Source organism: Methylobacterium sp. CM6246, assembly GCF_054818005.1.
In genome coordinates this window covers 1,033,381-1,045,370 of sequence record NZ_JBTXKY010000001.1, presented here as the reverse complement: position 1 = coordinate 1,045,370, position 11,990 = coordinate 1,033,381, and the positions used below count along the sequence as shown (strand labels likewise).

The 11,990-nt window shown below is 66.7% G+C and carries 13 protein-coding genes; 12 read left to right on the top strand and 1 reads right to left on the bottom strand.

From position 1 onward, the window contains the following. Positions 1-65 precede the first annotated feature (65 nt). From ACYQPG_RS05315 to ACYQPG_RS05285, 7 genes are all read left to right on the top strand, one after another. Positions 66-269, top strand: a complete 204-nt coding sequence (locus tag ACYQPG_RS05315) for a CsbD family protein (protein WP_147908393.1) — start codon at positions 66-68, stop codon at positions 267-269. Positions 270-339: 70 nt separating this feature from the next. Then, on the top strand, positions 340-777 hold the full coding sequence (locus ACYQPG_RS05310; protein ID WP_461230441.1) for a CsbD family protein: 438 nt from the start codon (positions 340-342) through the stop codon (positions 775-777). 174 nt (positions 778-951) lie between these two features. Then, complete coding sequence (locus ACYQPG_RS05305; protein ID WP_461230440.1) at positions 952-1,398, top strand: BA14K family protein; 447 nt, start codon at positions 952-954, stop codon at positions 1,396-1,398. Positions 1,399-1,878: 480 nt separating this feature from the next. Further along, positions 1,879-2,379, top strand: coding sequence for a YidB family protein (locus ACYQPG_RS05300; RefSeq protein WP_147908390.1), 501 nt, complete (start codon positions 1,879-1,881; stop codon positions 2,377-2,379). Between the two features lie 104 nt (positions 2,380-2,483). Continuing rightward, a complete protein-coding gene (locus ACYQPG_RS05295) occupies positions 2,484-3,617 on the top strand; it encodes a chromosome partitioning protein ParA (RefSeq protein ID WP_461230439.1) in 1,134 nt (377 codons plus the stop codon). 75 nt (positions 3,618-3,692) lie between these two features. Beyond that, complete coding sequence (locus tag ACYQPG_RS05290; RefSeq protein WP_147908388.1) at positions 3,693-3,968, top strand: hypothetical protein; 276 nt, start codon at positions 3,693-3,695, stop codon at positions 3,966-3,968. Positions 3,969-4,123: 155 nt separating this feature from the next. After that, on the top strand, positions 4,124-5,884 hold the full coding sequence (locus tag ACYQPG_RS05285; protein WP_461230438.1) for a LysM peptidoglycan-binding domain-containing protein: 1,761 nt from the start codon (positions 4,124-4,126) through the stop codon (positions 5,882-5,884). A 731-nt stretch (positions 5,885-6,615) separates the two neighbouring features. Here ACYQPG_RS05285 and ACYQPG_RS05280 read toward each other — a convergent pair. Then, positions 6,616-7,224, bottom strand: a complete 609-nt coding sequence (locus ACYQPG_RS05280) for a PAS domain-containing protein (RefSeq protein WP_461230437.1) — start codon at positions 7,222-7,224, stop codon at positions 6,616-6,618. Positions 7,225-7,569: 345 nt separating this feature from the next. Between ACYQPG_RS05280 and ACYQPG_RS05275 the strand changes: the two genes are divergently transcribed. The 5 genes from ACYQPG_RS05275 to ACYQPG_RS05255 all read left to right on the top strand — a co-directional run bounded on the left by ACYQPG_RS05275 (position 7,570) and on the right by ACYQPG_RS05255 (position 11,886). Then, positions 7,570-7,794, top strand: a complete 225-nt coding sequence (locus ACYQPG_RS05275; RefSeq protein WP_147938796.1) for a hypothetical protein — start codon at positions 7,570-7,572, stop codon at positions 7,792-7,794. A gap of 381 nt (positions 7,795-8,175) precedes the next feature. Further along, positions 8,176-8,715 (top strand): SRPBCC family protein, encoded by a 540-nt coding sequence (locus tag ACYQPG_RS05270; protein WP_246692068.1) that lies wholly within the window; start codon positions 8,176-8,178, stop codon positions 8,713-8,715. A 14-nt stretch (positions 8,716-8,729) separates the two neighbouring features. Beyond that, positions 8,730-9,899: a zinc-dependent alcohol dehydrogenase gene (locus tag ACYQPG_RS05265; RefSeq protein WP_147908379.1), complete on the top strand. Its 1,170-nt coding sequence runs from the start codon at positions 8,730-8,732 to the stop codon at positions 9,897-9,899. Positions 9,900-10,102: 203 nt separating this feature from the next. Beyond that, a complete protein-coding gene (locus ACYQPG_RS05260; RefSeq protein WP_147908378.1) occupies positions 10,103-11,278 on the top strand; it encodes a zinc-dependent alcohol dehydrogenase in 1,176 nt (391 codons plus the stop codon). Between the two features lie 17 nt (positions 11,279-11,295). Next, entirely contained in the window at positions 11,296-11,886 is a 591-nt protein-coding gene (locus ACYQPG_RS05255; RefSeq protein ID WP_147908377.1) for a hypothetical protein, read from the top strand. The last annotated feature ends 104 nt before the right edge of the window (positions 11,887-11,990 follow it).

The following is an 11,990-nucleotide window of genomic DNA, read 5'->3' as shown; positions in this document are numbered from 1 at the left end:
CCGGCCGGTCTCAACGACCGGCCCGAGCCTGAATATCCCCCCTCTCACATCGAAGGAGCCATCCCATGAGCAGTACCACGGACAAGCTTAAGGGCCTCGCCAACGAGGCTGCCGGGAACGTCAAGCAGGCCGCCGGCAAGGTCACGGGCAACGATAAGCTGGTCGTCGAGGGCAAGGCCCAGGAGCTCAAGGGCGAGGCTCAGCGCACCGTCGGCGAGGCCAAGGACGGCATCGCCTCGGTCGTCGACAAGGTCACCGGCAAGCGCTGAACCGAAACGGCAGCGGGAACTCCTCTCGAGGTCCCGCCGCCTCGATCATCCTCGAATCCAGGAGTATCCCATGAACGGAGATCAGTTCCGCGGCGCGTCCCGACACCTCAAGGGTCGCGCGCAGACCGCCGTCGGCGGCATCACCGGTGATCCGACCCGTCAGGTGCGCGGTGCCGTGAACCAAGTCGCCGGCGGCGCGCAGTATGCCTACGGCCGCGCACGCGACCGGGCTGAGGACCTCATCGAGGATGGACGTGACATCGCGCATGAGGTTCGGGATCGCGCCGGTGACCTGATCGAGGACGGGCGTCATCTCGTCGACGACGCGCGCGACCGGGCCGGCAACCTCATCTCGGACGGCCATGATCTCGCCCGCCACGCCCGTAAGCGCGGCACCACCTATGGCCGGCAGGCCGTGCGCTACGCCGACGACAACCGCACCTCCACCCTGCTCGGCCTCGCCGCCGTCGCCTTCGCGGTCGGTTGGCTGTCCCGTCGCCGGCGCTGAACCCGCAATCCTGGAGCCCGTCCCATGATCCGCAAGCTGATCACCGCCTTCGTGCTCCCGAAGGTCATCGCCTACGTCAGCCGCCGGCTCGGTCGTTGGTCCTCCGCGCCGACGAATCGTCGGGGCTACTGACCTTCCCGTCGCTGTCGAACCCCCTCCAGGATACCATCCACGATGAAGCTGACCCTCGCCCTCGCCGCCACCGTTGCCGCCACCTTGGTCGGCCTGCCGGCCTATGCGGCACCGCCCTCCGCCGCGCCCGTCGAAGCGCTGGTTCGCGGTGATCTGCCGACCCACTACGTCCAGTACAGGCGGATCGGTCATCGTCACGGCTGGCGTGGCGGGCGCGGCTACGGGCGGGGCTACGGCTATGGTCGGGGCTACGGCTACCGTCGCGGACCCGGGGTCGGCGCAGCCGTCGGCGCCGGCGTCGCCGGACTGGCGGCCGGCGCCATTATCGGTGGCGCCATCGCGAATTCGCAGGCTCAGGCCACCCCGGTGGTGGTGCAGGGCGGACCCGATCCGGAAGCGGTCGCCGCCTGCGCCCGTCGCTTCCGCTCCTACGATGCCGCCAGCGGCACCTATCTTGGCAACGATGGCGACCGTCACCCCTGCCCGTGATCACCCGAACCACCGGGTCCGCCAGCGCGGCGGGCCCGGGTCCATGACGGCATAGCTCCCGGACGCCCGCGCGGATCCGTGGATGTCTCGTGTTGCCGACACCCCGCGGACATCCCCGACCTCGATCCGAAAGCTCGCCATCCATGCGCCCGTACCTTGCCGAGTTCATCGGCACCTTCGTCCTTGTCTTCTGCGGCTGCGGCAGCGCGGTGCTCGCGGCCGACCATAGCCGCCGGCCTCTACGGCTCGATGCGCGCCCTCGATCCGGTTCTCCAGATGCCCGAGCGGCAAGGTCTGCAGGCGCTGGCAGGCGAGACCGAACAGCGGATGGAGAAGGCCGGTATCAAGCCGACCGAGTTCTAGCCCCTCCCTCCCAAACCAGCCTGGCCCCAAGCCGGGTCAGATCCCGGTCGCCGGCACGGTGGCGGAGTCCCCGCGGGCGGACCTCCGTTCGATCCTCTTAACCGACAAGGAAAACCGATGAGCAAAGGCTATCCCTCGATGACCGCGCTGCTGGGCCTGTTGGCCGTGGCCGGCTACCAGAACCGCGACAAGCTCGCCGAGCTGCTGAGGGCCCCTGACGCCCCATTGTCCCCCTCGCTCAACCCGGGCCACGGCACTGTCCCGCCGATCCCGAACACCGCATCCCACACCAGCGCCACGGGTGGCATCGGCAATCTTGGCAACCTGTTTGGTGGTCTGGGCACGGCAGGCGTCGGCGGTCTGATCGCCAGCGGCTTGAGCGAACTCGTCGACCACTTCACCAAGGGTGGCCACGGCGAGACGGCGAACTCGTGGGTCAACCAGGGTGTCAACCGCGACATCCCCGAGGCCGACCTCGAACGCGCCATCGGCCCAGACACCCTCGACCACCTCACCCAGCAGACCGGCCTGAGCCGCAGCGCACTCCTGTCGCGCCTCTCGCGCGAGCTGCCCTCGGCCATCGACCGCTACGCCACCGACGGCCGCCGCCCGGCTTGAGGCCACGACGCGGCCGGTGCCTCAGGGCGCCGGCCGTACGAGACGCCGGGCGACGCCGCGCCGGGGTTCGATCCACCGCCTATCCCCGACCTTGCGAGAACCCCATGGCCATCGACTATCGCTCCGAACTGCGCAGACCCTTGCCGTTCAGCCTCGCGGTCGTGGCCACCGTCCTGCTGATCTGGCTCATCGTCGCGTCTATCGCCGGCTCGCGCCAGCGTAGCGCCCGCGACCATCGCATCGAGGACCTGCAGGGCCAACAGACGGCGCTCCGGACCGACTTGGACCGGCAGATCTCGACCGCCGGCACTTTGAGCGCGTTGCAGGCCAAGATCGCCACCGCCCAACAGCAGGACCAACAGGCGAGCAAGGCGGCCGAGGCGGCGAAGTCCCGCGCCGCGACCCTGAACCAGGAGCAGCAGGCGGCCGAAGCCAAGGCGAGCGAGGCGAAGAAGGCGGCCGAGGCCGAGACGCAGAAGCTTACCGATCTACAATCCCAGATCACGCAAGCCGAGGGGAAGCTGTCCCCGTTGCGCGAGGCCATCGCCACCGCCGAGAAGGCCGCCGTCGACCGGACCCAAGATCTCGCCGAGGTCGGACGCCGCCTCGAGGAAGCCCGGGTGCAGGAGGCCAAGCTGCGCGCCGATCTCGCGACCATGACCCAGGAGGCCACGGCCAAGACGGCCGACCTCGCCAAGGCCGAGGAGCGCCAGCAGAACGCCCGCGAGGCCGCCGCCGCCGCCCAGAAGGAACTGGCCGATGCCCGGACCGCGACCGAACAAGCCACCAAGCAGCGCACGGACACCGAGCAGGCCGTCGCAGCCCTGACCGCCAACAAGGACAAGCTCGCCGCCGAGGTCGAGCAGGCGAACCGCGATGCCCAGCAGGCCCGCGACGCCCTGGCGAACGTCCGCAAGGAACTCGCCGAGGCCCAGGCGCAGCGCGACCGCGTCGTGTCCGAGCGAGGCCAGGCAGAGCAGGCGCTACAGAAGCTCTCCGCCGACCGCGATGCCGACACGGCGGCCCTCGACGCCCTGCGCGAGCGCCAGACAGACGCTCAGGCCGAGCTGGCCACGCTGAGCGAGACGCTGGCCACCCGCAACAAAGAGGCGGCAGCCCTCGACGAGCGGCTGGCCGCGGCTCGGCAGGACTTGTCCGCCGCCCAGGCGAAGCTCGCAGAAACCCGCCAGCAGCTCGCCACCCCGCCGGCCGCGGCGCCGAGCCAGCCGGCTCGCTGAGACGACGGCGATCCACGCGGGCAACCACCCGCGTGGATCGACCATCCCGGGGCCATCGCACGTAAAGATCGCATCATGAACATCCGTATCCTTGCCTTGACGGCACTCGCCCTCGCGGGCCCCGTCGTCGTTTCCAGGCCCTCCGCGGCGCAGGTCGGACCTGAGATGGAGGCAATGCGAGCCAGTTGTGGGGGCGACTACCTGCGCCTGTGCGCCGGCATGAAGCCGGGCGGCCCCGAGGTGAAGGCCTGCTTCAAGCGCAATCGCCAGAACCTGTCGAAGGGCTGTTCGCAGGCCATCGCCGCCTACGAGCACTCCCGGAGCGGGGCGTCGGGTGAGGCCGACGACTGACCGACGGGACGAGGAAAACGGGCGCTTCGGCGTTGCCGAGGCCTGTTTTCCTCGCGCCTGAACCTGGTGCCCGGGCACCCGCTCCGACCGAACGAAGGCCCGATGCCCGGAACAACGGGACAGGCGGCGCGGCGGCATAGGAAAACGAGAACGGTATGCTGACCCGCCTGAGCCGCGCCTTCCTTCGGGTATTCCCCGCCCTCCTTTTGGTCGTCGTGGGGCTGCTCGCCGCCCTGTTCCGTCGGCGTGGCGTGCCCCGAGCGAGCGCGACGACGCCCATTCCGGCTTCTACGAAGCCGGCGATGCCGCCGGTACGACGTCGCGGAGCGGCGATCGCGCTCCTTGCCCTCGTCCTCGGGATCGGGCTGGTCCTGGCCGTGAGCGATGGCGACGGCGCCCTCAGGCGGATCGTGTCGCGGCTTCAGGCGTCGCTCGGCGAGGGCCCGCGACCGGTGGCGGCCCTCTCGCCGACGGATGTCGGCATCGGCCGAGGAAACACTTCGGATGCGGGCGCTCCGGTTGGTTCCGTTGGCCAGGGCTTCGCGACGGATCCCGGAACGTCGGGTCAGGGCGAGCCAACCTTCGACACCGTGCGCGTCGAGCCCAACGGGGAACTCGTCGTAGCCGGACAGGCGCCAACGAACACCACCATAGAACTGCTGGTCGATGGCAAGGCCACGGCGAAGGTGGTCGCCGATGCGAACGGTTGGTTTGCCGTCGTCCCCCCGGCGCTCCCGGCCGGCAACAGCGAAATTGGTATCCGGGTGACCGATGGAAGAGGCTTCGTTCGCCAATCGCGGGACAGCGTCGCGGTGGCGGTTTCCCCGTCGCACGATGCCAAGCCGCTGGTGGCCCTGACATCGCCCGACAAGCCGACCGTGGTGCTGTCGCAGCCAGGCTCGTCGCAGGCGGCGACCCGCGCGGTTCCCGACGCCAAGTCCCCACCACGGACGATGACGGGCACAGCGTCCCCACACGTCCTGGGCTCCCGCGAGGCCCCTTCGGCCGCTGGCGCTTCGACCGCCGCCGTCGCCAAGGATGCCTCCCGATCCAGCCGAACGGGGGACGGCGGCGATGCCGGTTCGGGGGGCACGGGGCAAGCCTCGTCCGACGGGGCCAAGCCCGCCTCCTCGGATACACCAGTGTCTCCGCCGTCGGGGAAGGCGGTCGCGGAAGGATCGGGGGATGCCGCGATCAAGATCGTCAGCGTCGATGTGCAGGAAGGCGGACGGCTTTACGTCAGCGGTCAGGCCGGGGCCGGAGCGACCGTGCGCTTCTACCTCAACGACACCCTGATCGCCCCCGCCAGGGTCGGCCGCGACGGCACCGTGACCTTCACCATCGGCAGAGGCGTCAAGCCGGGAGCCTACAAGGTCCGTCTCGATCAGGTCGATACTGCGTCGGGCAAGGTCCGCAGCCGCGTGGAGGTGCCTTTCTCCGTTCCGGAGGTCGCTCGGAGCGCCGGTACGAACGGTTCGCGCGTGGCACCATCCGCGACGGCCGCCGACAAGGAGGACGGCGGGACGATGGCATCGAACGCGCAGCATCCGACACCTCCCTCGCCGGCGACGGCGTTGAGCCAGAGCCAGGGCGCGGGTGCCGCGGACGGGCCGCGAAATGCCATCCCCGGCCCACCCCAGGAGCTGACATCCTCGGGGCCCGCGCGCGATCCACTCGGATCCGTGCCTGAGGCCGCCATCGTCTTCGTCCCGGAGGTGAGGACCGCCCGGATCGAGCGCGGCGACAGCCTTTGGGCGATCAGCCGGCGGACGTATGGCGAAGGCGACCGTTACACGGCGATCTACGACGCGAACCTGGATCAGATCCGCGACCCGGACCTGATCTATCCCGGCCAAGTCTTCGTGCTGCCGAGCGAGGACGCCATCGATGCCGTGCAGAACGGGAAGCGCGGCTGAGGGAGATGCAACCATGACCAAGTTCACCAAGACCGTAACCTATGCGGTAGTGGTCGCGGCATTATCAATGCTTGTCGTCATCGTCGTGCAAACGACCAGTATGTTGACGGGATCACCCCGCTGATATGGTGGGATCGACCCCTGCGGCGGCCCCGCCGAAACATGCCATCCGATATTTTTATTACGCATTCCAGAAAAGCGTTGGATGCTAAAACACAATCAACGCTCCAAATTTATAATATCCTGCATAAATTGAATATCAAATCGCCGGTGGAACAATATTGATAGCTTGTTTTGGAACATTTTCGATTGCTTCGGACAAGAATTTGCGTCAACGCCTAGCGTGTTTCAAGTTTAAGAATTTAAGATGTCTTCAAGAAGGTAGCTATCAGTATTTGGCACACACCGCGCCGAGTCTTTGGACTCAGACACATGGAACGTCCGGTTCCTTAGGTTCAGACGCTTAAAGCGGACGTGCTGCTATCGGCCAGCCTCAGCCATGCCGGATCGCCGATGGGCGCAGAAGCGGTCGTTCCGCTTTGCGCCCTTCCCGGTCATTGTAACAGACTGGAACGCTCCTCCGTAGCGGACATTCAATGTCACCACAGCGTCGCCACGCCATTCAATTAAGGGCGGCGCATGCAAGCCCTAAATTAAACCGCCCTAAGATAAAAATTCAGAGCGCTTCCGGATCAACACGATTGGCTTGTAGGCCGAAGTGCAGCGCGCGTTTAGTTCATGTACCTGCGTCGCGCTCGAACTTCGTGCTGAGCCAGCCGCCGCCCCACTTCGAATAGCAGGGCGTCTGCGCGTGCCTTCAGGTCCGGGTCTTGGAGTTCGGCGATGATGCGCTGCGCGGCCACCGCGTGGTCTGCCGCCTGCTCCAGAGGTGACACCACAGGTGCAGGATCATCTACTGTGGCGGTGAACTTGCCCGTGCGCGAGCGCGTCAGGTCGACGATGATGCCGCGTCCGCGCGCAGGGCGTCCCAACGAGTCGCGCATGATGTACCCTCGGTCGAGCACCCAGCGTGTGACGCCATCGGCCGAATGCACCCGGTATTCGGCGACGAAAGGCACATCCTCGTCGACGCTGCGGCGAATCAGGGTGTGGACGTGTTCCTGGTCGTCTCGATGCACGCCGCGAATGTAAGCGGACAACGGAAGTCCGGCAGCGGCCTCATCAGGGTCGACGCCGAACAGCAACGCGACAAACGTGTTGGAACGAACCACGTCCGAACCAATATCCCAATCCCAGGGCCCGGCAATCTCTAAGGTATCCAGCGCGTACTGAAGCGCCGTCGCACCAATTCGGTCATCGGAGGTCTTTAGCTTCGGCACCTGCTACCTGCGGCTGTCTCGAAAATCGATTGTCGACGACAAACGTATCCCGGCGGGCAGCACGACTCAAAGAGGCAGTACCATTCCAGCAATTACGACGTGTATCGACACCGATCCAATTGCAATCGGTGTTCGATGACGACGTCAAGAGTGGCGTCTGGGACCGCACGGGGATCGATGGGGGACGGAATGCCGCCTCCGATCAGGCCGATCGTGGTCGAGCCGGGCGAAGGCGGCTCGTAGAACGCGTCGTCCAGGCATCGCGGGTGCCGCCAGCGGGGCATGACGCGTCGCCCGCCTCAGGAGACCCTCCGTCCGGGACGGATGCATGAGCCGTGATCGCAGATGGCGGCCTCGACGGAAGTCGCGCCCCAACTGAACGCCTGCAAGCGCCGCCACCGGGCGATGCACCACCGCGTTCTGACCCTCGTGCAGGCGACGCCCGATCGGGTTCAACCCGTGTTCGTCGGCAACCGGACCCGATCGCATCTGAGGCAGGAAGCATTGGAGCGGCCACCCATTCGAACGAATGTCAAAAGTCTCACGCATGTTATTGTTTTGGATGCGTGAACGACGTTAGAAACCGAGCGCAATCGGATCTCCTAAGGCGGAGTGCCGGCAGCTCTCCGAAAGTAAAGCTCGAGCACAACATTTCGCAGCCCTTGAGAGCACCGAGCCGCTCCATCGTGTGAGGCCCTCGCACGCACAGGTAGGCTCGGATGGCCCTCGACGCTTCTGAGGTGTGCCATGGCGGGACACGACGGTGAAATTCTCGCGCGCGATCGCCGCGATAGACCGGGTCTCACGCAAACAACGGCAGACGCACGGTCCCGGCCGGACCACCACCGGCAGCACCGGCAGGATGCCCCCGATATCCGTCCAAGTTCCAGCCTCGTCGGGCTTGCCCTGGCCGCCGCCGGCGTGGCCGCCATCGGTCTGATCGGCGCTCAGATGAGCGCAACGGGTAGCCGAACCGGAAGAGGGCCGAACCGACGGTCGGCCGCGGGACATGAGCCGGAGGTCGAGCGCTCGATCACGATCGAGGGTATTCCTAAGGACGAACTCTATCGTCGCTGGCGCGATCCAGAGACCTTGCGGCGGATCATGGCGCCGTTCGCGGATGTCCAGCCCACGGGTGACGGGCGGACACGCTGGAGCGCCGGCCACGATCTCGGCTCCTGGGACATGCGCTTGGCCGACGACGAGCCTGGCGCGTTCATGCGCTGGGAGGCCCTGGACGAGGGAGCCCTGATCCGGGAGGCGTCCGTCCGCTTCCGCTCCGCTGCGGGCAACCGGGGCACGGTGGTCGTCCTGCGCGCCAGCCTCGATCCGCCCGGCGGCATGCTCGGCCGGGTCGCGACCCGGATGCTGAACGATACGGTGCCGGCGGCCCTCGCGAGCAAGTCGCTGCACTACTTCAAGGCTCTCGTTCAGACCGGAGAGATCCCCACCACCGAGCGCCAGCCGGCGGCTCGGCCCGACCCGCGCTGACGAGGAGGCTCTTTATGCGTGCGCTCATCTGGAATGGCGTCAACGACCTCCGTGTCGAAACAGTCAAGGATCCCGAGATCGTCAACCCGCACGACTGCATCCTGCGGGTGACAATGTCGACCACCTGTGGCTCCGACCTGCACTTCATCGACGGCTACATCCCGACCATGAAGGCTGGCGACGTGATCGGCCACGAGTTCATGGGCGTGGTCGAGGAGGTCGGGCCCGAAGTGAAGAAGGTCAAGGCGGGCGACCGGGTCGTCGTGCCGTCCTTCATCACCTGCGGCCAGTGCTGGTACTGCAAGAACAAGCTTCATTCGCTCTGCGACAACACCCATCCCAAGCCCGAACTGCAGGAACCCCTCTTCGGGTATCCGACCGCAGGCATCTACGGCTACACCCACGCGTTCGGCGGCTATGCCGGCGCGCACGCCCAGTATGTGCGGGTCCCGTTCGCCGACAACGATTGCTTCAAGGCGCCGGACGGCCTGCCGGACGAGCAGGTGCTGTTTCTGTCGGACGCCGCGCCGACCGGCTACATGGGGGCGGATTTCTGCAACATCCGGCGCGGCGACGTGGTGGCCGTGTGGGGTTGCGGCGGCGTCGGCCTGATGGCCCAGAAGAGCGCCTTCCTAATGGGGGCCGAGCGGGTGATCGGGATCGATCGCCTGCCGGAGCGCCTGCAGATGGCCCGCGCGCATGTCGGCTCGGAGACCATCAACTACGAGGAGGTCGACAGCGTCCTCGAAGTCCTCAGGGAGATGACGGGCGGTCGGGGCCCCGACGCCTGCATCGACGCGGTCGGCATGGAGGCGCACGGGACCGGGCTGCAATACGCCTACGACCGCGCCAAGCAGCTCGCGTACATGCACACCGATCGCGGCCAGGCGCTGCGCGAGGCGATCATGGCATGCCGTAAGGGAGGCACCCTATCGATCCTGGGCGTCTACGGCGTGATGGACAAATTCCCGATCGGCGCGATCATGAACAAGGGCCTGACCGTGCGCACGGCGCAGCAACACGGCCAGGCCTACATGGGCCGCCTGCTCGACCATGCCCAGAAGGGTGAGCTAAATCCGTCGTTCCTGGCGACGCACCGCTTCTCGCTGGAGGATGCGCCGCGGGGCTACGCCATGTTCAAGCACAAGAATGACGGCTGCGTTCGCTCCGTGTTCATTCCCTGACGGAAAATCGCGGCCCCGAGGAAACCCTAAGACGTCGATCCAGTTAGAAATACAGATACACTGATATCGCGTTCGACAGGCTAAATTTCTGGCCGTGAAGCATACTGATCTAAATCGGAGCCATCATCTCCGCAGAGTCCGCAGATCAACCAGACCCTTCTGAACTGCAATGAACCTCTGCAACCAACCGGCGGGAGAACGGCATGCGAGCCCTGGTCTGGCACGGGAAGGAAGATATCCGCTGCGATACCGTCACCGATCCGGAGATCGAGGACGGGCGTGATGTCATCGTCAAGGTCACGAGCTGCGCGATCTGCGGCTCGGACCTGCATCTGTTCCACAACTTCATCCCCGCCATGCTGCCCGGCGACATCATGGGCCACGAGGCCATGGGCGAAGTCGTCGAGACCGGGCGCGGGCTCAACGGCACGCTGAAGAAGGGCGACCGGGTCGTGGTGCCGTTCACCATCGTCTGCGGTGAGTGCGACCAGTGCAAGCGCGGCTACTTCTCCGTCTGCCAGAAAAGCAACCGCAAGAAACACCTCGCCGACAAGGTCTTCGGCCACACGACCGCGGGCCTATTCGGGTATTCCCACCTCACCGGCGGCTACCCGGGCGGCCAAGCCGAGTACCTGCGCGTGCCGTTCGCCGATGCGACCGTCCAGAAGGTGCCGAAGGGTATCCCAGACGAGAAGCTGCTCTTCCTCTCGGACATCTTCCCGACCGGTTGGCAGGCGGCCGTCCAGGCTGACATCCAGCCCACCGATACCGTGGCGATCTGGGGGTGCGGCCCGGTCGGCCAGATGACGATCCGCTCCGCCGTCCTCCTGGGCGCCGAGCAGGTCATCGCTATCGATCACCTGCCGGAACGATTGGAGATGGCCGAGGCGGGGGGCGCCATCACGATCAATTTCGACGACGAGAACGTCGTCGAGCGGCTGAACGAGCTGACCGGTGGCGAGGGTCCCGAGAAGTGCATCGACTGCATCGGCATGGAGAGCCACGTCAGCCCCACCATGCCGGATACGGTCTACGACCGGGCCAAGCAGATCTTCATGGCCGAGAGCGACCGGCCGCACGTGCTGCGCGAGATGATCCATGTCTGCCGCCCCGGAGGCCTGATCTCGATCCCGGGGGTCTACGGCGGCCTGGCCGACAAGATCCCAATGGGCGCGGCGATGAACAAAGGCCTGACGTTCCGTATGGGGCAGACCCACGTCCAGCGCTGGACCGGCGATCTCCTGCGCCGGATCGAGGAGGAGCAGATCGACCCCTCCTTCGTCATCACGCACGAGGTCCCGCTCGACAAGGGGGCGGAGATGTACCGGACGTTCCGGGACAAGCAGGACAGCTGCATCAAAGTCGTTCTCAAACCCTGACACAGTGCGGAGGGAGCATGTCGAGCATCGCGAGCCTCTCGAACATCACGCGATCCGAGGGCGATCCGAAGGTCATTCGCACCGGGCCGAGTTCGCGCGGCATACCGGACAGCCTTGCCAAGGGGCTCGGGTGGTTCAGCCTCGGCCTGGGCCTCACCGAACTCCTGGCGCCGAGGCGCATCACGCAGGCCCTCGGCATGGAGGGCAAGGAGGCCTTGGTGCGTGCCTACGGGGCCCGTGAGATCGGCAGCGGCATCCTCTCGCTGTCGATCGACAAGAAGCTCGGGCTCTGGAGCCGGGTCGCCGGCGACGGTCTCGACATCGCGACCGTGATGACGGCGCTGCGGGCGGACAACCCGAAGCGCGACAACGCCGTCGTGGCATTGGCGCTGCTGCTCGGCATCACGGCGGTCGACCTGATCGACGCCCAGGCCACCACGATGCGGCACAGCCGCGGGGCGGGCCGGAAGCGATCGTACCGGGACCGCAGCGGCTTTCCGCGCGGTGTCCAGGCGTCCCGCGGTGCGGCCCGGGACTTCAAGACACCGCCTGACCTGCGGCACACGCCGCCCCTCGCTTCAGTCTCGAAGCGGACGTCTGCCGCTTGAGGCCACGCGGGTTTCCGAGGCGATCCATCCTGTCCCCGATGTCGGAGACGGATCGCGCCGCCGGGCGACGGAGGGCCACCCAGCACGTCCTATCGCGCCTGTTC